Origin of the sequence: Rubrivivax sp. A210 (assembly GCF_904426505.1) — a bacterium.
Taxonomy (GTDB): domain Bacteria; phylum Pseudomonadota; class Gammaproteobacteria; order Burkholderiales; family Burkholderiaceae_C; genus Rubrivivax.
Genome location: NZ_CAJGBN010000023.1, coordinates 1 through 23,203, shown reverse-complemented (window position 1 = coordinate 23,203; position 23,203 = coordinate 1). Strand labels below are relative to the sequence as shown.

Sequence of the window (23,203 nt, the reverse complement as noted above, 5' to 3'; positions counted from 1 at the left end):
CCGGGCGGGCGGGGGTGGCCATCTCAAGGATGAAGGGCGACGAAGAGCCCATCGCTCGCCGCCTGCAGGGCGGTCAACAGCGCCATGCTGCCCCATGGGTCATCGATCTGTTGCCTTGCCATGGCGGCCTCCGGGTGCATCGTCTGAATGGGTGGGCCGCGGGCGCGGACCGTCGCGGCAACCCGCCGGCCGCCGCTGGACGCGCATGCTCGGCGCGCGGGTGGCAGGGCACAAGCGAAACTTGTTCAGGCCGCCGGCGAGGATTGCTCACTGCGGGTTAACCCGCGCCACCCCGAAGCCGGCTTGCGCTGCGCGGTCTGGTTCCACCCGGACCGCCGGGCCCGGCCTGCCTGCTACCAGCGGAAGGCGTCGACCGCGCCCTGCAGCTCGGCGAAGGCGGCTTCCAGTTCCACGACCGCCGCGGCCGTCTCGGCGCCGTCGGGCCGGGCTTCGAGCCGCGCCGCGGCGCGCTGGGTGCGCTCGGCGCCGAAGATGACCACCATGCCCTGGAGCGCGTGGGCGCCGCTGCGCACTTCCTGGGCGTCGCCCGCCTGCAGGCCCTGGCGCACGCGCGCCAGCTGCAGCGGCGCGTCGGCGCGGAACTGCTCGACGATGATCTCGTACAGCTCCTGGCTGTGGTCCATGCGTTCGCGCGTGGCGTCGAAGTCGGCGACGCGCGGTGGCGGCTCTTCGGCCTCCGGGGCCTGGGCGTCGGCCTGCAGCCGGCCGGCGGAAGAGGCCGCCTGGGCGATGGCGTCGAGCTGCTGCCACAGCGCCTCGGTATCGATGGGCTTGGTGAGGTAGCCGTCCATGCCCTGCTGCAGGCATTCCTCGCGCGCCCCCTTCATTGCGTGCGCCGTCATCGCGACGATGGGGATGCGCCGGTCGCTGCCCGCCTCCAGCTCGCGGATCTTCTGCGTGGCCTGGTAGCCGTTCAGCACCGGCATGTCCACGTCCATCAGGATGGCGTCGAAGCGGCCCTGCTGCCAGCACTGCAGCGCCTCGGCGCCGTTGCCGGCCACGGTGACGCTGTGGCCCAGCTTCTCGAGCAGGCGCACGGCCAGCGTCTGGTTGACCTTGTTGTCCTCGGCCAGCAGCAGGGCCAGCCGGTGGCGCGACTCCCTGGGCGCCTGGCGGGCCGCCGCGTTGCCGCGGCCCGCGGGCGGCTCTCCGCGCGCCGTCAGCAGCGCGTCGTGCAGCTCGGACTTGGACGCCGGCTTCATCAGGTGGGCGGCAATGCCCAGTTCGCGGCAGCGCTCGGCGTCGCCGCGGCGGCTTTCGGCGCTCAGCATCAGCAGCGGCAGGCCGGCCAGGCTTGCACTGCTGCGCAGGCGCGCGGCCAGCTCGAAGCCGTCCATGCCGGGCATCTGCAGGTCGATGAGCGCGAGGTCATAGGGCCGGCCCTCGGCCGCGGCGGCCTGCAGCTCTTCGAGTGCGGCGGCGCCGCCGGCCACGGCACGGGCGTGCATGGCAAAGCCCTGCAGCATCTGCGACAGCACGCCGCGGCTGCTGGCGTTGTCGTCAACCACCAGCGCGTGCAGGCCGGCCAGGCGCGCGGGCGCGGTCAGTTGTGTTTCGGGCAGCACCGGCAGCTCTATCGTGAAGTCGAAGGTGCTGCCGCGGCCGGGTTCGCTGGCCAGGCCTATGCGCCCGCCCATCATGGCCACCAGCTGGGCCGAGATGCTGAGGCCCAGCCCGGTGCCGCCATAGTTGCGCGTGGTCGAGGTGTCGGCCTGCGAGAACGACTCGAACACCGTCTTCTGCTTGTCCTCGGGGATGCCGATGCCGGTGTCGCGCACCTCGAAGCACAGCACGGCCAGCGAGCCTGTGCCGGTGTCCACCCGCGACACCGCGAGCTCGACCTCGCCAGTTTCGGTGAACTTGATCGCATTGCCGACCAGGTTGACGATCACCTGGCGCAGCCGGCCGGGGTCGCCGACCAGGCGCTCGGGCACGCCGGGCGCCATGTGCAGCAGCAGCTCGAGCCCCTTCTGGTGGGCGCGCAGCGCCATCGCCTTGAGCGTGGTGCGCAGCAGGGCATCGAGGTCGAAGGCGATGCTCTCCAGCGTCATGCGGCCGGCCTCGATCTTGGAGAAGTCGAGGATGTCGTTGATGATGTCCAGCAGCGCATCGGCCGAGCCCTTGACCAGGTTCAGGTAGCCGCGCTGTTCTTCGCTCAGCTCGGTGTCCAGGGCCAGCTCGGTCATGCCGATGACGCCGTTCATGGGCGTGCGGATCTCGTGGCTCATATTGGCCAGGAAGTCGCTCTTCACGCGGCTGGCGCGCTCGGCCGCTTCCTTGGCCTGCAGCAGGTCGCGCTCGGCCGCCTTGCGCTCGCCGATACCGGCGGCCGTGCCGGTCATGCGCGTGGCGCGACCCTGGGCGTCGCGCTCCACCACCATGCCGTGGCAGCTCACCCAGTTCCAGTCGCCGCTGCCCCGCCGGTACATGCGGAACTCCTCCTTGAAATAGGGTTTGATGCCGGTGATCGCCGCCATCAGAGCCTGGCGCACGGCCTCTGCTTCGTCCGCGTGGATGGCCTCCAGCAGCGCCCGGCTGTCCATCCAGCGCGCCTCGGCCGGTTCGCCGAACAGCTCGGCGCCGCGGTCGCTGACGAACATGCGGTTGTTCGCGATCTCCCAGTCCCACAGCGCCATTGCCGAGCCTTCGAGCGCGAGGTTCAGGCGCTCCTGCGTCAGGCGCAGGGTCAGCTCACTGCGTTGGCGTTCGCTGATGTCCTGAAAGGCTGCCACGGTGCCGTCGGGCCGGCCCGCGGCGTCGTGGACCGCCTTTGAGACCAGCGAGACCGGGAAGGTGCTTCCGTCCTTGCGCGTGAAGACCTGGTCTTCCAGGTGCGCCTCGCCCAGCAACTCGACTGCGCATTTGACAGGGCAGTCTTCGGCGGCCAGCGGGCTGCCGTCGGCCGTCTGATGGTGGATGGTCTCATGCACCTTGCGGCCGACCAACTCTTCGCGCGACCAGCCCAGTAGGCGCTCGGCTTCGGCGTTGACGTAGGTGCAGTAGCCCTCGCTGTCCTGCACATAGACACCCTCGCCCAAGGTCTCGCTGATGCGCTCGAAGAACAGCAAATGGCTCTGCAGCCGAGCCTCGATGGTCTTGCGGTCACTGATGTCGGTGCGGATCGCGATGTACTGATCGGGCCGGCCGTCATCGCCCATCAGCGGCACGATGGTGGCATTGACCCAGTACAGCGCACCACCGCGCTTGCGGTTGCAGATCTCGCCGTGCCAGACGAGGCCGGCGGTGATGGTCTGCCAGAGCTCGACATAGAAGGCCGGCGTGTGCAGGCCCGAGCGCAGCATGCGGTGGTTGCTGCCGAGCAGCTCCTCGCGCGAGTACTCGCTGATGTCGCAGAAGCGGTCGTTGGCGTAGGTGATGTTGCCGGCGCGGTTGGCGATGCTGACGATGGCATGCTGGTCGACCGCGAACTTCTGGTTGTCCAGCGCGCGGCGCCCGGCTTCTCGCTCACGCATCAGCCGTGCCGTCTGATCCAGCATCTCGAGAACGCGGCGTATCTCCAGCGGCTCGCGGCTGGCGTCGATGGCCGACGTGTCCAGGCTGCCGGTGCCGAGGTCGCGCGTGAGCCGGCGCAACCGTTCCAGCCCGCCCAGCCAGCGTTTGAGCGGGATGTGGATCAGCGCGAGGCCACCCAGCAGCCCTGTCACGCCCACCAGCAGTGACGAACGCAGCAGTGCCCAAAGATCGGCGGCCACGGCCTCGGCGTCATAGTGCAGCCGCAGCAGGCCGTAGTCCTTGCCGCCCACGGTGATGACACGGTTGACATCGTCCAGTTCCGAACTCACGCGGGCGACCAGCCAGGCCGGCGCATGGTGCGTCTCTTCGTCGGCGTCCTCGAAATTGATCTGGCCGCCGCTCATGTCGATGAAGGCGGCGCGGCTGAACACCGAGCCCTTGATGCCGCGGTCGAGCACGCGGCGCACGGTGTCGTAGTCGCCGATCACCACGCTGTCCTGGATCGCCTGGACCACCACCTCCAGCAGCATCACCGAGGACTTCTCGGCGTTGGCCATCGAGGCGCGCACCTGCATGTTCAGGAACAGCGCCAGGCCACCGAAGACGAAGCAGAACAGCGTCGCGCCATAGAGCGCGAACACCTGGTTGGTGATGGACCGCGGCGCCAGGTGCCTGAGCATGCGCACGGATCGGCCCCTGGACATCAGGCTCGAGGGCTCAGCGCAGGTTGGGCGGCGCCGACTTGTAGAAGGCGCGGTAGCCGCTGTACTCCGAGCCGTCGGAGGTGACGAAGGCCGTCTTGGCCGGCAGCTTGACCAGCTCGGAGGCGGCGGCCAGGACTTCGCGGCCCTGGGGGTCGGCGGCCATGCCGAAGAAGGCCTGGCTCACGGCCGCCAGATCCTTGTCGTTGACCTTGCGCGAGACCATCAGCGCCAGGTCGTGCAGCGGCGCCGACTGCCACAGCACGCGCACCGTCTTGTTCTCCCGCTTGACCCAGCCTTCGGTGAGCTGCGAATTGGCGCCCACCGCCTTGACCTTGCCGCTCACCAGCTGGGCGTAGGCGCCATCGGCATTGCCGCCGAACACCACCTGCACCGGGATCTTGCGGTTGATCAGCTCGGCATAGGGGAACTTGTAGGCCACCAGGGCCTCGGGGCCGGGGAAGGCCACGGCCTGGTCGGAGAGCTGTTCGAGCTTTTGCACCGGCGAGTCGGCCAGCACCAGGATCTGGGAATGGATGGGCGGTGTCTGGCGGCGGCCGAAGACGCGCCAGCCCAGGCTTTCGCGGTCGGGGCTGAAGAGGTGGTTGGAGAACACGAAGTCCACCTCCTTGGCGATCACGTAGGCGGTGGTGTCGGCCGAGGTGCGGCCGATCTTCAGCTCGAGCTTGATGCCCGACTTGCGCGAGACGTACTCGATGATGGGGTTCCAGTAGCGCGCCGTGAGTTCGAGCCCGTACTGGTTGACGGGCGAGAACTGGTACTTCTGCGCTTCCTCGGCGCGGGCCGTGCCCGCCACGGACAGACCGGCCAGGCCCGCCAGCGCGGCAAGCGAGGGCAGCAGGGCCAGGGCGCGGCGGCGGCGGATGTGGGGGCTCATGGACAACTCCTGGTGGTGGATGCGGGGCTGCCGTGGCGGCAGCTCGCGCGGTTCATCGGATCGACTCGGCCGCTTCGGCGGCGGCCTCGATGGCCGCTTCGTCGGCGAAGCGCTGCTTGATCTCGAGCACTTCGTCCCAGTCGTTGAGGAAGGCGTCGACGCAGGCGGGGTCGAAGTGCTTGCCGCGGCCTTCGTCGAGCAGGGCCAGCGAGCGCTCTATCGTCCACGAGCGCTTGTAGGGCCGTGCCGAGGTCAGCGCGTCGAAGACATCGGCCACCGCGACGATGCGGCCGAAGATCGGAATCCTGTCGCCCACCATGCCGCCGGCCAGGCCGCGCGGATAGCCGCTGCCGTCATAACGCTCGTGGTGGGTGTAGGCGATTTCGGCTGCCTTCTGCAGCAGCGGTGACGTGCTCTCCTTGAGCACTTTCCAGCCGATCACGGTATGCAGCTTCATCACCTCGAACTCTTCGGCGGTGAGTGGACCGGGTTTGAGCAGGATGAGATCGGGCGTGCCAACTTTTCCCACATCGTGCATGGGCGCGGCGGCCAGCAGCAGGTCCTGGTCGGCCTGCGACAGGCCCAGGCAGCGCGCGATGTGGCGCGAGTAGTGCGACATGCGCAGGATGTGGGCGCCGGTCTCGGGGTCGCGGTGCTCGGCCGCCCGCGACAGGCAGAGTATGGTTTCGTGGGCCTGGCGCGCGAGATCCTGCGTCGCCTTGTCCACTTCTTCCTTCAGCCACTGGGCGCGGTCGGCCAGCTTCTTGCGGCTGACCGAGAGCGCCAGCATATTGCGCGCCCGGGCCAGGAACTCGGTGTTGTCCAGCGGCTTGTTGAGGAAGTCGGTGACGCCGGCCTGCAGCGCCTCGTGGCGCAGCTCCTTCTCGTGATTGGCCGTGATCATCAGCGTCGGCACGTCGGGCAGGCGCTCGTGCAGACGCTGCACCAGCTCGATGCCGTTGAGCCCCGGCATCATGTAGTCGGTGACGATGAGGTCGGGTTCGCCGTCCTGGCACCAGGCCAGCGCCTTGTGCGGATCGGTGAAGGAGTGGGCCTCGCAGTCCGCCAGCTTGCGCACCAGGTGCTGCAGCAGCGTGACGTTCATCTGCACGTCGTCGACGATCACGACCTTCATCAAGCGACCCCGTTCGGTGGTGGGCGCGCATCGGGTATGCCATCACCGCCGGCCATGCCCGCGGGCGACAGCAAGGGTGTGCGAGACGAGGCGCGCATGCCACATGCTAGGCGGGGTATGCGCCGCCGGAACGCCGAGGAGGGCGGCTTTATCGTCTCAGTTCGGTGCTATACCGCACGCAGGCTCAGCTCGGGCAGCTCGCGGCGCAGGGCCTGGAGCAAGGCTTCCTTGGGCAGGGGCTTGTCCACGCCTTCGGCCGAGCGGCAGCGCTGGATGACCCAGTCGCGTGCGCCGGCCGACTTGATCAGGCGCGCCAGCGAGCGCAGCGCCTCGTCGCTCACGAGGGCGGGGTCGTAGGTGGTGCGCAGCTCGTGGGCGATGCCGCTGGCCAGCAGCAGCTCGAGCGCGCGCCGCGCCGCCGTGGCGCTGCCGCGGCGGCCGGTGACCTCGTCGTAGTCACCGAATTCGGTCTTGAGGTCCAGGCCCACCCAGTCGATCTGGGGCAGCAGCCTTGCGAGCCGCTCGGGGTAGATGCCGGCGGTATGCAGGCCGATCTGGAAGCCCAGCGTGCGCGTCTGTTCGATGGCGGCGCCCAGGCCCGGGTCCAAGGTCGGCTCGCCGCCGCTGAAGACGACGCCATCGAGCAGGCCGACGCGACGCGTCAGCGTCTCCAGCACCTCGGGCCAGCTCGGGCCGCGCGAGGCGCAGCGGGGCCGCAGCTCGGGGTTGTGGCAATAGCCGCAGGCCCAGGGGCAGCCCTGGACGAAGACCACCGCGGCCAGGCGGCCGGGCCAGTCGGTCGTGCTCAGCGGCGTGAAGCCGCCGACTTCAAGCGTGGGTGAGGGCTTCAATTTCCCGGGTTGCGGTCTGGCGCGGCTCGCAGAAATAGCGGCGTTCGTTGAATTCGCCCTGCTTGCCGACATTGAACGAGGCCATGGGCCGGTGATAGCCCATCACGCGCGTCCACACCTCGCAGCGTTGACGTTCGTGTTCTTCCAATTGCGGGTGGGCGAGGGGGGTCTGGCGCGTGTTCAAGGTGTGTCCTCCTGGTTTGGATGCCGTTATGCCTTCAGGGCCGTGCTGCCTCGAGCGCGGCCTTGGCTGCAACCGACGCCTTGCGCGCCAGTGCCTCCTCGTCGCAATGGGGGCAGTAAGTGTGCTCGCCGGCCAGGTAGCCGTGCTGCGGGCAGATCGAGAAAGTCGGGGTGACCGTGACATAGGGCAGGCGAAAACGCATCAGCGCGCGCCGCACCAGCTCGCGGCAGGCCACGGCCGACGACACGCGCTCGCCCAGGTACAGGTGCAGCACGGTGCCGCCGGTGTACTTGCGCTGCAGCGCCTCCTGCCGCTCCAGCGCCTCGAAGGGGTCGGCCGTGAAGCCCACCGGCAGCTGCGAGGAGTTGGTGTAGTAGGGCTGCTCGGCCGTGCCGGCCTGCAGGATGCCGGGCAGGCGCTTCTTGTCTTCCTTGGCGAAGCGGTAGGTCGTGCCCTCGGCCGGCGTGGCCTCGAGGTTGTAGAGGTGGCCGGTCTGCTCTTGCAGCAGCACGATGCGTTCGCGGATGTGGTCGAGGTAGCGCAGCGCAAAGTCTTCGCCCCAGCGCGTGGTGATGTTCTCGCGGTCGGCCGTGAAGTTGCGGATCATCTCGTTGATGCCGTTCACGCCCAGCGTCGAGAAGTGGTTGCGCAGCGTGCCGAGATAACGCTTGGTGTACGGGAACAGACCGTTGTCCATGTGGGCCTGGATGACCTTGCGCTTGATTTCCAGGCTGGTGCGCGCCAGCTCGATCAGCTCATCGGTGCGGGCCAGCAGTGCTGCCTCGTCGCCGGCATACAGATAGCCCAGGCGCGCGCAGTTGATGGTCACCACGCCCAGCGAGCCGGTCTGCTCGGCCGAGCCGAAGAGGCCGTTGCCGCGCTTGAGCAGCTCGCGCAGGTCCAGCTGCAGCCGGCAGCACATCGAGCGCACCATGTGCGGCTCGAGATCGGAATTGAGGAAGTTCTGGAAGTAGGGCAGGCCGTACTTGGCCGTCATCTCGAACAGGCGCTCGGTGTTCGGGTGTTCCCAGTCGAAATCGCGCGTGATGTTGTAGGTGGGAATGGGGAAGGTGAAGGCCCGGCCCTTGGCATCGCCCTGCATCATCACGGCGATGTAGGCGCGGTTGATCATGTCCATCTCGGCCTGCAACTCGCCGTACATGAAGGGCATTTCAATGCCGCCTATCACCGGCACCTGCTCGCGCAGGTCGGCCGGGCAGGTCCAGTCGAAGGTGAGGTTGGTGAAGGGCGTCTGCGTGCCCCAGCGCGAGGGCACGTTGAGGTTGTAGATCAGCTCCTGCAGGCATTGCTGCACCTGCTCATACGTCAGCGCATCCTTGCGCACATAGGGCGCCAGGTAGGTGTCGAAGCTGCTGAAGGCCTGGGCGCCGGCCCATTCGTTCTGCAGCGTGCCGAGGAAGTTGACGATCTGGCCGACGGCGCTGCTCAGGTGCTTGGGCGGGCCCGACTCCACCTTGCCCGGCACGCCGTTCAGGCCCTCGTGCAGCAGGGTGCGCAGCGACCAGCCGGCGCAGTAGCCGGCCAGCATGTCGAGATCGTGGATGTGGAAATCGGCCTCGCGGTGGGCCACGCCCACCTCGCGCGGGTAGACGTGCTCGAGCCAGTAGTTGGCGATCACCTTGCCAGAGACATTGAGGATCAGCCCGCCCAGCGAATAGCCCTGGTTGGCATTGGCCTGTACGCGCCAGTCCTGGCGGCCCAGGTACTCATTCACCGAGCGACCGACGTCGATGGCCACGGCCTCGTCGATGCGCGCCGTGCGGCGCTGCTCGCGGTAGACGATGTAGGCGCGTGCGGTGTCGTAGTGGCCGGCCTCCTGCAGCACGCGCTCGGCCAGATCCTGGATCTGCTCGATGCCGGTGACGCGGCCGCGCAGGCGGTCGACGACGCAGCGGGTCAGTGCCTGCGCTTGATCGTCGTCGAATTCGCCGGTGGCGACGCCGGCGCGGGCAAGCGCGAAGCGGATCTTGTCGGCGTCGAAGCCGACCGTGCGGCCCTCGCGCTTGATGACGGCCACGGGCCAGCCGGCGGCGGCAAGGTGCTGCGGTTCAGTCGAGTCGGTCATGGCGGCTGGACACTATATGTAGTGTGTTTGTCGAGTTCGGGCACTATATGTGGTGTACCCAAAGCGACAAGAGGCCGCGCCGCGAAACATGATCTGGATCAAGTTTTGCGGCGCCTCGGGTTGCCCGCGCCGTGGCGGCGCGACAGCCGGGGCCAAGAAAAAAGGGGCGCTGCAGCGCCCCTTGGTCAGGTTCAGGCCCAGATCAGGACCACAGCGGCCCGAATGCAGGAGTCAGGCCCAGAGGGGCCAAACGCAGGAGTCAGGCCCAGAGGGGCCAAACGCAGGAGTCAGGCCCAGAGGGGCCAAACGCAGGAGTCAGGCCCAGAGGGGCCCGATGGCATCCAGCGTGTTCTTCAGCACCAGGCCGAGTTCGGTGTCGCCCTCCATCACCAGGGCGCGCTCGAAGAACAGGCGGTCGGCGTCGTCCTTGCCGCTGAGCAGGCGCCAGAAGTCGGGCGTGGCGGCGGCGATGCGCAGCGCCACCGGGGCGCGCTGCGGCGCCGGGGCAAAGCCGCGCGGGCCCAGGCACAGGCGCAGCGTGAGGCCGACATCGGTGACCGCCACCTCGACGCAGCGCTCCGACAGCGCGGCGCGTGCGTCGGCGGGCAGGCGCGGCAGCAGCCAGCGGTCCAGCGCCAGGCTGGCCACCAGGGCCGGCGGCTGCATGGGCAGGCGCTGCACCAGCGGGCGCAGCCGCACTGCCGCGGCCGACAAGGCTTGCGGCGACGGCAGGGTGGGCCGGGGCAGGCCTTTGGGCAGCGGGGGCAGGCTGGCCAGTGACGGCAGCTTCGGCAGGCTGGGCAAGGCCGCGAACGACGGCAGAGACGGGAAGGAAGGGAAGGGCGGCAGGGGCAGCTTCATGCGTGGCTCCAATCGATGCCGGCGCGGCCGTGGGCATAGCCGTCGGCCAGCGGGCCCGCCAGGGCGGGGTCGGCCAGCGCGCGCAGCGCGTCGGCAGGGTCTTGGCCGCGGTTCAGCACGGCGTCGAAGTGGGCGATGGCCAGGGCGAAGCCGCGCGAGGTGGGTGACAGCCGCACCCGGCTCGCGCCGGCAGCCAGCAGCGCCTCGCGCTCGGCCAGCAGGCAGGCCCGCGCCGCCGACTGCGTCTGGATGCCGTTGAGCACCAGGAAGGGCCGGCCGTCGGTGGTCTTGAGCAGCAGGCCGTCGGCGTCGTCGCGGCAGCGGAATTCGCACTGGTCCTTGGTGAGGCCGTGGTGGCGGGCGGTGAAGCAGCGCGCCGAGAAGGCCAGCGGCATGCGGCCGTAGCCGAAGACCTCGGTGGCCAGCGTTGCGCCGCCAGCGTTGATGTGCGCGAGGTCGGCCAGCGACAGCTCCAGCGGCGGCACCCAGCGCGCCGCGCCCAGGCGCCGGTATTCGTCCAGCGTGGCACGGCTGTAGACATTGATGTGCGGCCCCAGCACATAGCGCGCGCCACTGCCCGAGAGCACATTGATGGCCGAGACATCGCCGGCTTCGACCAGGAAGTCGCCCTGCTCGGCAATGCGGCGCAGGCGCTTCAGGTCGGCCTCGGATTCGACCAGGCTCAGCGTCGCCAGCACGACTTCCTTGCCGGCCGCCGCCAGCTCGCGCGCCAGCGCCAGCCAATCGTCGGTCTTGAACTCGCGCCGGCGCGAGCAGACGGTCTCGCCCAGCACCACGCTGTCGGCGGCCGAGTCGGCGACTTCGGCATAGAAGTCGGTCAGCGCCTGGCGGCCCCAGAAATAGGGCACGGGGCCGACGGTGAGGGCGATGCGCGCCGAATCGCCACCTTGTGGGGTGTTCATTGCCACGGCCTTTCGTAGGCGCCCAGGGTGTGCTGCTGGCCCTCGGCCAGATGGCCCAGGGTCGCGGTCCAGGCCGGCTCGACGCGGTAGCGCCCGGGCGCGCCGGCGGCCGCAGCGGTGGCCGCGGCGTCGATGGCCTGGCGCCAAACGCGCGTGATCTGCTCGACATAGGCGGGGCTGCGCTGGCGGCCTTCGAGCTTGATGGCGCGCACGCCGATGGCCATCAGCTCGGGCAGGATGGCCAGGGTGTTGAGGCTGGTCGGCTCCTCGATGGCGTAGTCGCGCCGGCCGCCCACGTCGAAGCGGCCCTTGCACAGCGTGGGGTAGCCGCGCGGCTCGTCGGGCGCGTAGCGGTCGATCAGCAGGCCGCCCAGGCGCGATTCCACGCCCGCGGGCGTGTCGGTCCAGCGCACGGCCGAGGGCGGCGAGCAGACGCCGGCGTTGTTGGGCGACTGGCCGGTGGCGTAGGAGGACAGCGCGCAGCGGCCCTCGACCATCACGCACAGGCTGCCGAAGCCGAAGACCTCGATCTCGACCTCGGCGTTGCGCAGCAGATGGCCCACCTGCGACAGCGTCAGCACGCGCGGCAGCACGGCGCGCTGGATGCCGTAGTGCTGGCGGTAAAAGGCGATGGCCTCGTGGCTGGTGGCCGAGGCCTGCACCGACAGGTGCAGGCGCAGCGCCGGGTGGTGGTCGCGCGCATAGGCCATCACCGCGACATCGGCGCAGATCAGCGCGTCGGCGCCCAGCTCGGCCGCGCAGTCGACGGCCTCATACCAGGGCTTGGGGTCGGCGGCGCGCACAAAGGTGTTGAGCGCCACCAGCACCTTGCGCCCGCGTGCGTGGGCATAGGCCACGCCCTCGCGGATCTGCGGCAGGTCGAAATTGAGGCCGGCGAAATTGCGCGCATTGGTGGCGTTGCGCAGGCCCAGGTAGACCGCGTCGGCGCCGGCATCCACCGCGAGCTTGAGCGCACGCAGCGAGCCGGCCGGGGCGACCAGCTCCGGTCGGGTGTGAGGAATCGTCATCGGCCGGAATTGTCGAGAGGGCGCCGCGCGAAAAATTGACCCGCATCAAGCCCGGTGGCCTTGCCGTGGCGTGGCGGGAACAGGCCGACAGACAGGCGACAGCGGGGCGCGGGACAATCGGCAGCTGTCGCAAACACGCCCCATGGCCAAGAAATTTCCCGTCAACCCGCCCCACCCCGAGCGCCTGTGCTGGGGCTGCGACCGTTACTGCCCGGCCGACGCGCTGATCTGCGGCAACGGCTCCGAGCGCACCCAGCACCCGGTGGAAATGTTCGGTGCCGACTGGCAGGAATGGGGTTGCGACGCCGAGGCGAAAGCCGTCGAAGCCGAAGCCGTTGCGGCGGCCTGAGCGAACGAAGGCGCGGCGGCTTGCCGGCTGGCACGCTGCGCCAGGCTGTTCTGCGATTGGGTGTCGAGACGGTCGGGGGCCTGCTGTCGGGTGGCAGGGCAAGAGGCCCTTCACGACCCCTTCCTGATGTCCGCCGGGCCAGATTGCGCGCCCGAAAGCCGACCCTGAACGGACTGAATAGGCAGCGAGCCTTGGAACGACGCCCGTACAGGGGCGGCGAACGTGCCTCCCTCCTGGACAGAAATCGTTCGTCGTCCTGAACTTCGCTGAACGAAGGGATGGCTGCGCGCTGGGTTCCCGCATCCCCGCAATCGGAGTTCATGAATCCTGGTGATGGCGCGAGTCGTGGAGCTTCCTACAGTCGCCCCGCTGCCCCGATTTCAGGGCCCTACCGTGGAGAAAAGCAATGCAAAGATTCCAACAATCACCTGTGTCTCTGAGCTTGTCGGCCATCGCGCTGGCGGCCCTGGCTGCCTGCGGCGGCGGGGGTGGCAGCAGCAGCACCGAAACTCCGCCCGGGCCGGTGACTGTCAGCACCACCGTCATCGACGGCGCGCTGTCGAACGCGCTGGTCTGCCTGGACGAAAACGGCAGCGGCACCTGCGACTCCGGCGAGATCAGCGGCCGTACCGATGCCGCCGGCAAGGTCTCGCTGTCAGTGCCGGCCGACAAGGCCGGCAAGGTCACGCTGCTGGCCATCGTGGGCACCGACGCGGTAGACGCCGTGCATGGACCCGTGACCACCGCCTACACCCTCAGCGCGCCGGCCGACCAGACTGCCGTGATCAGTCCGCTGACCACGCTGGTGCAGCGCACGGTGGCCGACAGCGGCGCCGGCAGCAGCGACGCCGCCAAGACCGTGCAGGCAGCATTGGGTCTCACGTCGTCGCCATTGGCCGACTACACCCAGGCGGCAGCGCCAACCGACGGCAGCGCCGACCCCACCACGGTGGCCCGCCTCGTCGTCGTCACGGTGCAGGAGCAGCTGAAGGCTCTGGCCGCCGCCGTGGGCACCAACGCCGGCGACGGCAGGCCCATCACGCAAGCCGACGTGGCACTTCTGGTTCAGCGCCGCATCGTCGACGCGCTGCCTGACATCGCCAGCGCACTGGCCAGCCCGGCCGTGCAAGGCGCTGCCGACGCAGCGGCCAAGGCGGCCGCGCTGGCGGTCGCGGCACAGGGCATCGTCGCCGGAGGCGGCCTCACCGCGCAGGGCGTCGCCACCGCCGTGGCTGCCGCACGCGCGCCGGCCGAAGCCGCCACCGTCACGCCGGCCGCCTTCACGCTTTTGAACACGCTGACCTACACCGACGCCGGCAACTGGTTCGTGCGCGTGCTCAGCGGCACCACGGCGCAGAACACACCCGACGCCAGCGGCCAACAGCGCTATGTCGACCGCCGTATGCGCTCCGTCGCCGGCAAGGTGGCGAAGTGGAACAGCGGCGGCGACCCCACACGCCAGGCCGACCTGCACTGGAACGGCGGCACCTGGGTGGCCTGCGGTCTGAACGCCGAGAACAAGAACACCGTGCGCAACGCGCAGGGGGTCAACCGCTACAACTACTGCGACGGGCTGGACACCGGCTCCTCCCAGCGCAGCGCGGTCGACATCTCCGGCCAGGGCATGGCGGCGTTTTACGCGTCCTTGCGCGCAGCTGGCTACACCGGCTTCACCATCGCCAATGCCGACACCGCGCTGGGGAGCGCCTCCTTCCCGGCAGGCAGCACAGCCTTCTACCAAGTAAATACGTCGCAGGCGCAGGCCATCTCTTACCAGCCGGGCGGTGTCGAGGCGCCGGTGGGCAGTTCCACGCGCGTCACGCAGTACATCGCCGAGGTGGCCCAAGGCGGCACCGCATCAGCGCAGGCCCCCGGAACCGGCTGCAACCATCCGACGACCAACAGCAACGGTAGCCTGGCCACCACGCTTGAAGGACTGATCGCTGCCAAGCCTGGCACGCCCTGCACTTTGGGCCAGGGCAGCTTCACGTACGCCGGCTCGGTCCACCGCAGCGACGTGCCCAACGTCTGGTGGGGCAACAGCACCGTGTCCCTGGGCCGCGTGGGAACGGCGGCGCTGAACAGCGGCGCCACCGCACCAGGCTACTACAGCGGCAACACCAACATGCGTGCGAGCTTCGCGACCACCGGCAATGGCACCACGTACTACGCCTGCAAGGAGCGCTTCACCGACGGCTCGCCGCGCAACTGCAGCGCCGTCGGTACGGGTACCTACACCATCGCCACCCTGGGCGACGCGCGCGTGCTCACTTTCAACAACCTGCCGACGCAGACCGGTGCCCTGACCTTCAACCGTGTGCTGGTGGAACGCGGCGGTGCGGTATACAGCGGCTTCCAGACCAAGGTGGGCAGCAACAACCTGGTGCGCCTGAACCGCAAGGGCACCGACGCGTTGCTCACGCAATTGGGTGTGCCGACCGAAGACCCTGACGTACCGATGGCGCTGACGGCGACGAGCTACCAGGGCACCTGGGACCTGCGCGATGCCACCACTGCCGTGGGCGGAGGCAACACTTCGGTGACGCTCAACGCCAACGGCACCACCAGTTGCTTCGACCGCGAACTGAACCGTTCATTCGTCTGCAGCGTCACCGTGACCGACCCGACCATCGGCGCTTTCAGCTTCAGCACGGCCGACGGCAGCACGGCAGCCGGCAACTTCCAGTTCCTGGCCGGCACCGCCAGCGGCACCTACAACGACCCGACGTCTACGCCCACCACCGGCAACTTCGTCGGTGCGCGCCGCTAGTTTTGGAGCATTCACAGCGTCCGGCAGTCGGCGCGCGGGCGCGCAGGTTCAGGCGCCTGAGGATCTTCTCGACCACCGGCTGTTCCCGGATCGCGGCGATGAGCTGCGGAATGCCGGACAGCCGCTGGCCGTGAGCGTCGGCAGATGGCCGACAGCGCGAAACAGCTCGCAGCGAAGCTGCCATCGCCATCCGCCGACAGGCCCAGGAACTTCGTTTGCACCACGCTGGCAAGCGCCCCAGGCCCGGCGGAGCCACAGACCGCTGCGGGGCTTACCTGGACCCAAACATCATCTGCCGCGCCAGGAAGCCGCGTGCCCCCGGCACCGCCTGCAACGCCGCCAGCCCCAGGCCGCGCGCCAGGGCCGCGCCGGGCAGCTTCCAGGTGAAGCTGCGCGCCAGGAAATCGGTGGCGGCGATCATGGTCCAGCGATCGGCGGCGCGCGCCCAGTCGGCGCGGCGCAGCGCGGCGTCGATGTCGTCGCTCCAGCGCAGCAGGCTCACCAGCTCGTACACATCGCGCAGGCCCAGGTTCAGCCCCTGGCCGGCCACCGGGTGCAGGGTCTGGGCCGCATTGCCGATGCGCACCGTGCGGCCGTTGACCAGCGAGCGCTCGGCGTTGAGCCCGAGGGCGAACTCCTTCAGCGGTGTCAGCGCCACAAAGCGGCCGGCCTCGGGCGGAAAGATGCTGGCCAGCACGGCCAGGCGCTGGGCCGCGTTCAGCTCGCGCACCGGGTCGTCGTCGCTCGCCACGCACCACACCAGCGAGGCGCGCGCCGCGCCGTCCGCGCCGTGGGGCAGGGGCAGCAGGGCGGCGGGGCCGTGGCGGGTGAAGCGCTCGAAGGCGCGGCCCGGCGTGGCGCCTTCCAAGGTGACCGTGCCGACCCAGGCGGTCTGGCGGTAGTCGCGCGCCACCGCCTTGCGCGACTGCTCGGCGAAGACGCCGCCCTCGGCCACCACGGCCAGGTCATAGGCCTCGGCGATGCCGGCGTCGATTTCTACGCCGCTGTGCAGGGGCTTGATCGCCGACACCGGCGTGCCGAAGCGGCTGGCCAGGCGGCCGGGCTCATCGGCCACCGCCGCCTCCCAGGCTTGCTGCAGCGGCGCCACCAGCTGGCCGTAGGCGAGCACGGCGCCCAGCTGGGCCTCGCCCAGATCGGCCGCGCGTATGCGCACCTCGGGCTCACCCAGCGGCAGCACGGCCGAGCCCGGGGTCTGCGAGACATGGACCTCGGTGATGGCCTCGGCCAACGCCGCCGGCCACACCCCCAGGCGCTGCAGCAGCTGCACGCTGCCCAGCGACAGCGCCAGCGTGCGCGGGTCGCCCGAGACATCGCGCTCGGCCGGCCGCGCGTCGTACAGCGTGATGGCCGCCTGCGGCAGCAGCCGGCTGGCGTGCAGCGCCAGCGCCAGGCCCACCGGGCCTGCGCCCACCACCGCGATATTCCATGCCGTCACGTTCACGCTGTCTCCTTGGTCGAAAGGCGATTATTGGCCGGCCACCGTCGCGCTCAGCTGTAGGTAAGCCAGGCCCGCCGCTCGGGCGCATCCAGGTGCGGCAGCTGGTTGTAGGCCAGCAGCATGTGGCGCCTGGGCGTGTAGACGAACTCGGTGAGCGCGCTGTTGCGGATGCGCATATTGAGATCGATCATGGTCTCGGGCGCCGTGCCCAGCACCAGGGCCACGGCGGTGGCGATGGGGCCGCCGCTGCTGACCAGCAGCACATCGCCCTGGTGGTGCTGCCGCACATGGTCCAGCGCCGCCTGCACGCCGGCGACGAAGTCCACATGGCTGGGCATGCCCTCGGGCAATAGCAGGCCCGCGATCCAGGCCTCAAGCCCCTGGCGCAGCAGGCGAAAGTGGGCGCGCACGGCCTCGGGCGTGGCCGGCGTTTCCAGCGGGCCGGGGTGGACGGCGCGGATCAGTGCCTCGCTGTCGTACTCATTGAGGCCCGGCCAGGCCAGGGCCGGCGGCAGCGCGCCATGGCCCTGGGCCAGTGCCGCCAGCGATTGCCCGTGGCGGCGCAGCGTGCCGCACAGCACGGCCTCGAAGGCGAGGCCGCGGCCGGCCATCCACTCGCCCAGGGCCTGGCACTGGCGCCGGCCGAGATCGCTGAGCTGGTCGTAGTCGGCGGCGCCGAAGCTGGCCTGGCCGTGGCGCACGAGGTAGAGCGTTCCCATGGCGGCGATTGTCGCGGTGGGCGGCGGGCAGGATCGCTTGCGCTACCCTCACCGGCTTCGCAGCACCGCATCCAGGAGTCCCGCCATGCGCTATCGCCGTCTCGGCCGTGCCGGCCTGCAAGTGAGCCAGCTCTCCTTCGGCTCCTGGGTGACGTACCACAACCAGGTCGATGCTGGCCGCGCGGCCGAGATGATGGCCGCGGCCTATGACGCCGGCGTCAACTTCTTCGACAACGCCGAGGTCTATGCCAGCGGCCGCAGCGAAGAGATCATGGGCGAGGCCTTGCGCCAGCTGGGCTGGCCGCGGCTGAACTACATCGTCAGCACCAAGTTCTTCTGGGGCCTTGACCGCCAGGGCGAGGCCATCAACCGCAAGGACACGCTGAACCGCAAGTACCTGATGCAGGCCATCGACGGCAGCCTGCGCCGCTTCGGCCTGGAGCACATCGACCTTGTCTACTGCCACCGCCCCGACCCGCACACGCCCATCGAGGAAACGGTGCGCGCGATGAGCGACATGATCACCCAGGGCAAGGCGCTGTACTGGGGCACCAGCGAATGGAGCGCGGGCGACATCCGCGCCGCCTGGGAGATTGCCGAGCGCCACCACCTGCACAAGCCGGTGGTGGAGCAGCCGCAGTACCACCTCTTCCACCGCCAGCGCGTCGAGCAGCAGTACGCGCGGCTGTATGAAGACATCGGCCTGGGCCTCACCACCTGGAGCCCGCTGGCCAGCGGGCTGCTCACCGGCAAGTACCGCCAGGGCGTGCCCGAGGGCAGCCGCGGCGCGCTGGAAAGCATGGCCTTCCTGCGCGACGGCTTGGTCGACGCCGCCAAGAACGCAGCCGTCGATCAGCTCGAGCCCATCGCCGCCGAGCTGGGCGGCACGCTGGCCCAGCTGGCCATCGCCTGGGCCGCACACAACCCGCATGTCAGCACCGTGATCACCGGCGCCTCGCAGATGGCGCAGCTGCACGCCAACCTGGGCGCGCTGGACCTCATCGACAAGCTCACGCCCGAGGTGCTGGCGCGCATCGACGCAATCACCGCCCACCTGGCGCAGTAGCGCGCGGGTGACGCCGCCTCAGGGTGGCGGCAAGATCGCCGCTACGTGTTCGGCGATGGCCAGCGAGGCCGTGAGCCCGGGCGACTCGATGCCGAAGAGCTGCACCACGCCTTCGCAGCCGTGCTCGCGCGGGCCGGCAATGTGGAAGTCGCGGGCCGGCTGGCCCGGGCCCGAGAGCTTGGGCCGCACGCCGGAGTAGTCGGGCTGCAAAGCGCCGGCCGGCAGCCCCGGCCAGTAGCGGCGGATGTCGGCCTCGAAGCCGGCCTGGCGCGCGGCATCGACGCGGTAGTCCAGGGTCTCGGGCGTGGCGCCTTCGGGCAGCCATTCGACATCGGGGCCGAAGCGGGCCTGGCCGCCCAGGTCCAGCGTCAGGTGTACGCCCAGGCCACCGTCCACCGGCGTCGGGTAGACCAGGTGGCGGAAGGGTGCGCGCGCCGCGAGCGAGAAATAGTGGCCCTTGGCCAGGTGCAGCGGCGGGATGCGGGCAGCGTCAAAGCCCTCCATCAGCCGCGCCGCGCCCTGGGCGCCGAGGCCGGCGCAGTTGACGATCCAGCCGGTACTCATCTCGAAGGGCTCGGCACCGCCGCTGCGCAGCCGCCAGGCCCTGCCCTCGCTGCGGGCGCCGGCAAAGGGGCTGGCCACGGCCAGGCTGGCGCCGGCGGCCTCGGCATCGGCCAGCAACTGGGTCATCAGGCCGTGGCTGTCGACGATGCCGCTCGAGGGCGACCACAGCGCCGCCACGCAGGCCAGGGCCGGCTCCAGCGCGCGGGCCTCGTCGCCGCTCAGGAATTGCAGGTCGTCCACGCCGCAGGCGGCGGCGCGTGCGGCGATGGCGGCCAGCTTGGGCCGGTCTTCCTCGCGCGTGGCCACCAGCAGCTTGCCGCAGCGGTGGTGGGCGATGGCGCGCGCCTGGCAGTAGGCATAGAGCAGCTCGCGCCCGCGCAGGCACAGGCTCGCCTTCAGCGAGCCCGGCTCGTAGTAGAGGCCGGCGTGGATGACCTCGCTGTTGCGCGCCGAGACGCCGGTGCCGTAGGCGTTGGCAGCCTCCAGCACCACCACCGAGTGTCCGGCCTGGGCCAGGGTGCGCGCCACCGCCAGGCCGACGACGCCGGCGCCGATCACGGCCACGTTGATGTCGGTCAAGGCAGGGCTCCGCGGGGCTGGGCGGGGCAGGATACACGGGCAACCAGGGCTTTCATCTACGGGAGAATCCGCCCCGATGACGACCGCCCGCCCCGCCACCGACACCGCCTGGACCCTGGTCTTCGCGGCCTGGCTGGTGGTGGCCAGCGCGGTGCTGGGGGCGCTGTTCTTCAGCGAGGTGATGCGGCTGCCGCCCTGCGTGCTGTGCTGGTGGCAGCGCATCTGCATGTTTCCGCTGGCGCTGCTGCTGCCGCTGGGGCTGTTTCCGTACGACCGCCAGGTGCTGCGCTACTGCCTGCCTCTGGCCGGCGCGGGCTGGGCGCTGGCGCTGTTTCACCTGCTGGTGGTGGCCGGCGTCGTGCCCGAGCGGCTGCAGCCCTGCACCCAGGGCGTGCCGTGTTCCGAGACCGTCTGGCGCTGGATGGGCTTCGTGACCATCCCGCTGCTGTCCTTCCTGGCCTTCACGGCCCTGTGCGCGCTGCTCCTCGCGGCGCGCCGCCTGACCCCGAAACAAGGTTGACCCCATGAACCGCAAGCTTGTCTTCCTGGGCGCCGCGCTGGCGCTGCTGCTCACCTTTGCCGTCGCCGCCTTCGTCTACAACAGCGGCCAGAAGCAGGCCGCTGCGCGCCAGACCGCGGCCAATCTGCAAAGCCTGTCGCGCAGCCACGCGCCCACGCTGGGCCGGCCCGGCGCCAAGGTTCACATCGTCGAGTTCCTCGACCCTGCCTGCGAGACCTGCCGCGCGTTCTACCCCCACGTCAAGCAGATGCTGGCCGCCGAGCCCGAGCGCCTCCGCCTGAGCCTGCGCCTTGTGCCGCTGCACCGCGGCTCCATCGAGGTGGTGAAGATGCTCGAGGCGGCGCGCAACCAGGACAAGTACTGGCAGGTGCTCGAGGCCCTGCTGGCGGCCCAGTCGCAATGGGTGATCCAGCATGTGGTGCAGCCTGAACAGGCCTGGCGTGTGCTCGCAGGCCTGGGCCTCAACCTCGACCAGCTCAAGTCCGACATGAACGCACCCGAGGTGTTGAAGCGCATCGAACAGGACGGCGCCGACGCACGCGCCCTCAACGTCACCAAGACGCCGGAGTACTTCGTCAACGGCCGGCCGCTGCCCAGCTTCGGGCTCGAAGAGCTGCAGCAGCTGGTGGCGCAGACGCTGCGCGAGGCCTACTGAGGCCGCCGCGCCGGGGCGAGCGTGCGAGGGCACCGTGCGTCGGCAAGGGCTGGCGGCTGTGGCAAAGTCCTTGAATGCCGTACGGGCATCGAGCCGACGATGTGCTGCAGTGTTTCCCCAGATCTTGAGGGCAGGTCATGAGCCACGAGCCTCCGGTCGATCTGCAAGCTCCTGCCGGCGCATTGCTGGCAGGCGACAAGCTCTTTCGCCGCCTCATCGAGCTTGCCAACGACGTGGCCTACGTCATGGATCTGCAGGGCCGGCTGGAGTACGTCTCGCCCAAGTGGCGCGACATCTTCGGCACCGACCCCGGCGAACTCATCGGCAAGGACTACGCGCCGCTCATCCATCCCGATGACCTGGCCCGATGTGTTGCAGCCATCGAAAGGACGGCTCTGCTGCGCGAGCAGCAGTGCAACATCGAGTACCGGATCCGACACGGCGACGGTCCCTGGCATCACCAGTCGTCCAATATCGCGCCATTGCTGGACGATGACGGCCAGTTGATCGGCGTGCTCGGAATCGGCCGCGACATCACGGCCCAGGTGCAGGCGGAAGAAAGGCTGAGGATCAGCGAGGAGCGCTACCGGCTGCTGGCCGATTACGCGAGCGACGTCGTCTGGACCATGGAACTGGACGGTTCCATCAGCTACCTGAGTCCGTCCATCGAAAGAGCGCGCGGACTCACCGTCGAAGAGGCGAAGGCACAGCCCCTGCACGAAGCGCTGGCGCCCGAGTCGGTGGCCCTGGTCGCGGACTATTTTCGCAAGCTGCATCACGCCATCCAGAACAGACTGCCGGTCGAGTCGTTCCGCGGCGACATGCAGTACTTCCACAAGGACGGCTCACCCTACTGGGGCGAGGTGCTGGCGACGCCGGCTTTAGACCGGCACGGCCATTTCAAGCAGATCGTCGGTGTCACCCGCGACATCAATGAGCGGCGGCGGCAGGCGTCCGAACTCGAGCGGGCGCACGACGATCTGGCGGCGGCCAACCAGTTGCTGAAAGCCGCCAACGCCGAACTGGACCGGCACCGCAGGAGCCTGGAAGCCCTCGTCGGCGAGCGGACCCTCAGTCTCGCCACGGCACGCCAGGAAGCGGAAAGCGCCAACGCCGTGAAGACGCGGCTGATCATGAACGCCAGCCACGAGATGCGGACACCGCTCCAAGGCATCCTCGGCTATGCCGAGATCGGGAAGCTGGGGGCTCGCGACGTGCCCCTCGAAGAACTGGAGTCCTACTTCGACACCATTCTGTCGTCCGGCCGGCAGATGCACCGGCTGGTGGAAGACTTGCTGACCTTGGCCGACAACGCGAGGGCCGAGCACGCGGAGTCGAAGGGCGCCGGCGCCCAGGACATCGATGTCGAACATTTCGCCCATGCCATCGGTGCCATGATGGGCCTGAGGGCTGAAAAGTGGGGGCAGCACCTTGCCGTCGATATCCAGACGCACTCCCTGTACCTCCTGGGCGATCCCGCGCGCCTGACCCAGGTCTTCGAGCACCTCCTGGGCAACGCCTTCCGCTATTCCCGGCGCGGGGCGACCACGCTGTGGCGCGTGCGTGAGACCACCTGTCGCCGCGAGAAGTCTGCCGAGAGTTTGCCGGCCGTTTCGTTCGAGATCATTGACCAGGGCTGCGGCATCCCCGAAAGCGAATTGAAGGTGGTGTTCGAGCCGTTCCACGACAGCAGCCGCACCCGCAACGGCGCAGGCGGCACCGGGCTGGGACTGCCGCTGAGCCAGGGCATCGTGGCCCGTCACGGTGGAACGATCACGCTGGAGAACCGGCCCGAGAGCGGCCTGACCTGCCGCGTCGTCCTGCCCGCCAGGGCAAAGCCATGAAGCGCGAGGCCTGAGGCGCCGCGGATTCCCTGCGGGTCGTTTTGCGGGGGGGCGGAGCGCGGCGTCGGCTATGGCGCCCCGGCTCGCTGCTGGTCGCGCGCCGCCCAGGCCGCCAGGGCCGGCGGGTAGGCGCCCCAGGTGGCCACGGCCTGGCGTGCGGTGGCCTGCGCCGCCTCGCCGCGGCCCAGGGCCTGCAGGGCCACCGCCTGTTCGCCCAGCACCTGCGCCTGCAGCCAGCGCCGCGCGGCGTTGTCGTCGCCGGGCCGATCGGGGCCCAGCCAGGCGCCGGCCTGCTCGGCCAGGCCCAGCGCACGTGCCGCGTCGCCGCCCTGCCAGGCGCGGGCGGCCCACAGCAGATCGGAAGAGCGTCGTGTAGAGAAAGAGTGTAGATCTCGGTGGTCGCCGTATCATTAAAAAAAAAAAGCAAGAGAGGAAGAGTAGGACGCGGGGGTGGAAGAGGGAGAGGAGAAGGAAGAGAGAGGGGGAAGTAGGGAGGGGAGATGGGGTAGAGGAGGG

General features: G+C 69.6%; 19 protein-coding genes. 6 read left to right on the top strand and 13 right to left on the bottom strand.

Annotated features, from left to right (window positions below; translation table 11 throughout):
- Positions 1 to 353: 353 nt before the first annotated feature.
- The 9 genes from JMV16_RS13805 to JMV16_RS13765 all read right to left on the bottom strand — a co-directional run bounded on the left by JMV16_RS13805 (position 354) and on the right by JMV16_RS13765 (position 12,162).
- The gene (locus JMV16_RS13805) at positions 354 to 4,175 is read right to left on the bottom strand and encodes a response regulator (protein ID WP_201494867.1); all 3,822 of its coding nucleotides are present in this window, start codon (positions 4,173 to 4,175) and stop codon (positions 354 to 356) included.
- A 37-nt stretch (positions 4,176 to 4,212) separates the two neighbouring features.
- The gene (locus tag JMV16_RS13800) at positions 4,213 to 5,094 is read right to left on the bottom strand and encodes a phosphate/phosphite/phosphonate ABC transporter substrate-binding protein (RefSeq protein WP_201494866.1); all 882 of its coding nucleotides are present in this window, start codon (positions 5,092 to 5,094) and stop codon (positions 4,213 to 4,215) included.
- Positions 5,095 to 5,146: 52 nt separating this feature from the next.
- On the bottom strand, positions 5,147 to 6,229 hold the full coding sequence (locus JMV16_RS13795; protein ID WP_201494865.1) for an HD domain-containing phosphohydrolase: 1,083 nt from the start codon (positions 6,227 to 6,229) through the stop codon (positions 5,147 to 5,149).
- 167 nt (positions 6,230 to 6,396) lie between these two features.
- Positions 6,397 to 7,080, bottom strand: a complete 684-nt coding sequence (locus JMV16_RS13790) for an anaerobic ribonucleoside-triphosphate reductase activating protein (protein WP_236580515.1) — start codon at positions 7,078 to 7,080, stop codon at positions 6,397 to 6,399.
- Entirely contained in the window at positions 7,058 to 7,264 is a 207-nt protein-coding gene (gene nrdD, locus JMV16_RS24430; protein ID WP_201494863.1) for an anaerobic ribonucleoside-triphosphate reductase, read from the bottom strand. The genes JMV16_RS13790 and nrdD overlap by 23 nt, the downstream gene beginning before the upstream one ends.
- 34 nt (positions 7,265 to 7,298) lie before the next feature.
- The gene (locus JMV16_RS13780; protein WP_201494862.1) at positions 7,299 to 9,350 is read right to left on the bottom strand and encodes a ribonucleoside triphosphate reductase; all 2,052 of its coding nucleotides are present in this window, start codon (positions 9,348 to 9,350) and stop codon (positions 7,299 to 7,301) included.
- Positions 9,351 to 9,665: 315 nt separating this feature from the next.
- The gene (locus JMV16_RS13775) at positions 9,666 to 10,211 is read right to left on the bottom strand and encodes an SCP2 domain-containing protein (protein WP_201494861.1); all 546 of its coding nucleotides are present in this window, start codon (positions 10,209 to 10,211) and stop codon (positions 9,666 to 9,668) included.
- The gene (locus tag JMV16_RS13770) at positions 10,208 to 11,134 is read right to left on the bottom strand and encodes a U32 family peptidase (RefSeq protein WP_201494860.1); all 927 of its coding nucleotides are present in this window, start codon (positions 11,132 to 11,134) and stop codon (positions 10,208 to 10,210) included. Before JMV16_RS13770 ends, JMV16_RS13775 begins: the two co-directional genes overlap by 4 nt.
- Positions 11,131 to 12,162, bottom strand: coding sequence for a peptidase U32 family protein (locus JMV16_RS13765; protein ID WP_201494859.1), 1,032 nt, complete (start codon positions 12,160 to 12,162; stop codon positions 11,131 to 11,133). Before JMV16_RS13765 ends, JMV16_RS13770 begins: the two co-directional genes overlap by 4 nt.
- 142 nt (positions 12,163 to 12,304) lie before the next feature.
- Here JMV16_RS13765 and JMV16_RS13760 point away from each other — a divergent pair, with 142 nt between their 5' ends.
- Positions 12,305 to 12,511: a DUF3079 domain-containing protein gene (locus tag JMV16_RS13760; RefSeq protein WP_201494858.1), complete on the top strand. Its 207-nt coding sequence runs from the start codon at positions 12,305 to 12,307 to the stop codon at positions 12,509 to 12,511.
- A 406-nt stretch (positions 12,512 to 12,917) separates the two neighbouring features.
- Complete coding sequence (locus tag JMV16_RS13755) at positions 12,918 to 15,281, top strand: hypothetical protein (protein ID WP_201494857.1); 2,364 nt, start codon at positions 12,918 to 12,920, stop codon at positions 15,279 to 15,281.
- Between the two features lie 271 nt (positions 15,282 to 15,552).
- Here the strand turns inward: JMV16_RS13755 and JMV16_RS13750 are convergent, their stop codons facing one another.
- Both JMV16_RS13750 and JMV16_RS13745 read right to left on the bottom strand, forming a co-directional pair.
- A complete protein-coding gene (locus JMV16_RS13750) occupies positions 15,553 to 16,743 on the bottom strand; it encodes an FAD-dependent monooxygenase (protein WP_236580514.1) in 1,191 nt (396 codons plus the stop codon).
- A 47-nt stretch (positions 16,744 to 16,790) separates the two neighbouring features.
- Positions 16,791 to 17,459, bottom strand: a complete 669-nt coding sequence (locus tag JMV16_RS13745; RefSeq protein WP_201494856.1) for a histidine phosphatase family protein — start codon at positions 17,457 to 17,459, stop codon at positions 16,791 to 16,793.
- An 85-nt stretch (positions 17,460 to 17,544) separates the two neighbouring features.
- Between JMV16_RS13745 and JMV16_RS13740 the strand changes: the two genes are divergently transcribed.
- Complete coding sequence (locus JMV16_RS13740; RefSeq protein WP_201494855.1) at positions 17,545 to 18,525, top strand: potassium channel beta subunit family protein; 981 nt, start codon at positions 17,545 to 17,547, stop codon at positions 18,523 to 18,525.
- Positions 18,526 to 18,543: 18 nt separating this feature from the next.
- Here the strand turns inward: JMV16_RS13740 and JMV16_RS13735 are convergent, their stop codons facing one another.
- Complete coding sequence (locus tag JMV16_RS13735) at positions 18,544 to 19,668, bottom strand: NAD(P)/FAD-dependent oxidoreductase (protein WP_201494854.1); 1,125 nt, start codon at positions 19,666 to 19,668, stop codon at positions 18,544 to 18,546.
- A gap of 76 nt (positions 19,669 to 19,744) precedes the next feature.
- Between JMV16_RS13735 and JMV16_RS13730 the strand changes: the two genes are divergently transcribed.
- The 3 genes from JMV16_RS13730 (at position 19,745) to JMV16_RS13720 (ending at position 22,687) form a co-directional block, all read left to right on the top strand.
- Positions 19,745 to 20,188 (top strand): disulfide bond formation protein B, encoded by a 444-nt coding sequence (locus JMV16_RS13730; protein ID WP_201494853.1) that lies wholly within the window; start codon positions 19,745 to 19,747, stop codon positions 20,186 to 20,188.
- A 4-nt stretch (positions 20,189 to 20,192) separates the two neighbouring features.
- Positions 20,193 to 20,843, top strand: a complete 651-nt coding sequence (locus tag JMV16_RS13725; RefSeq protein WP_201494852.1) for a DsbA family protein — start codon at positions 20,193 to 20,195, stop codon at positions 20,841 to 20,843.
- A 137-nt stretch (positions 20,844 to 20,980) separates the two neighbouring features.
- Complete coding sequence (locus tag JMV16_RS13720; protein WP_201494851.1) at positions 20,981 to 22,687, top strand: PAS domain S-box protein; 1,707 nt, start codon at positions 20,981 to 20,983, stop codon at positions 22,685 to 22,687.
- A gap of 68 nt (positions 22,688 to 22,755) precedes the next feature.
- Here JMV16_RS13720 and JMV16_RS13715 read toward each other — a convergent pair whose 3' ends face one another.
- A complete protein-coding gene (locus JMV16_RS13715; protein WP_201494850.1) occupies positions 22,756 to 22,908 on the bottom strand; it encodes a hypothetical protein in 153 nt (50 codons plus the stop codon).
- Positions 22,909 to 23,203: the final 295 nt, after the last annotated feature.

Bases quoted from the DNA above. Each gene is read 5' to 3' on its own strand.
- JMV16_RS13805 (WP_201494867.1), bottom strand. From the start codon at position 4,175: ATGCTCAGGCACCTGGCGCCGCGGTCCATCACCAACCAGGTGTTCGCG.
- JMV16_RS13730 (WP_201494853.1), top strand. From the start codon at position 19,745: ATGACGACCGCCCGCCCCGCCACCGACACCGCCTGGACCCTGGTCTTC.
- JMV16_RS13780 (WP_201494862.1), bottom strand. From the start codon at position 9,350: ATGACCGACTCGACTGAACCGCAGCACCTTGCCGCCGCCGGCTGGCCC.
- JMV16_RS13725 (WP_201494852.1), top strand. From the start codon at position 20,193: ATGAACCGCAAGCTTGTCTTCCTGGGCGCCGCGCTGGCGCTGCTGCTC.
- JMV16_RS13770 (WP_201494860.1), bottom strand. From the start codon at position 11,134: ATGAACACCCCACAAGGTGGCGATTCGGCGCGCATCGCCCTCACCGTC.
- JMV16_RS13745 (WP_201494856.1), bottom strand. From the start codon at position 17,459: ATGGGAACGCTCTACCTCGTGCGCCACGGCCAGGCCAGCTTCGGCGCC.
- JMV16_RS13795 (WP_201494865.1), bottom strand. From the start codon at position 6,229: ATGAAGGTCGTGATCGTCGACGACGTGCAGATGAACGTCACGCTGCTG.
- JMV16_RS13800 (WP_201494866.1), bottom strand. From the start codon at position 5,094: ATGAGCCCCCACATCCGCCGCCGCCGCGCCCTGGCCCTGCTGCCCTCG.
- JMV16_RS13740 (WP_201494855.1), top strand. From the start codon at position 17,545: ATGCGCTATCGCCGTCTCGGCCGTGCCGGCCTGCAAGTGAGCCAGCTC.
- JMV16_RS13775 (WP_201494861.1), bottom strand. From the start codon at position 10,211: ATGAAGCTGCCCCTGCCGCCCTTCCCTTCCTTCCCGTCTCTGCCGTCG.
- JMV16_RS13755 (WP_201494857.1), top strand. From the start codon at position 12,918: ATGCAAAGATTCCAACAATCACCTGTGTCTCTGAGCTTGTCGGCCATC.
- JMV16_RS13720 (WP_201494851.1), top strand. From the start codon at position 20,981: ATGAGCCACGAGCCTCCGGTCGATCTGCAAGCTCCTGCCGGCGCATTG.
- JMV16_RS13760 (WP_201494858.1), top strand. From the start codon at position 12,305: ATGGCCAAGAAATTTCCCGTCAACCCGCCCCACCCCGAGCGCCTGTGC.
- JMV16_RS13765 (WP_201494859.1), bottom strand. From the start codon at position 12,162: ATGACGATTCCTCACACCCGACCGGAGCTGGTCGCCCCGGCCGGCTCG.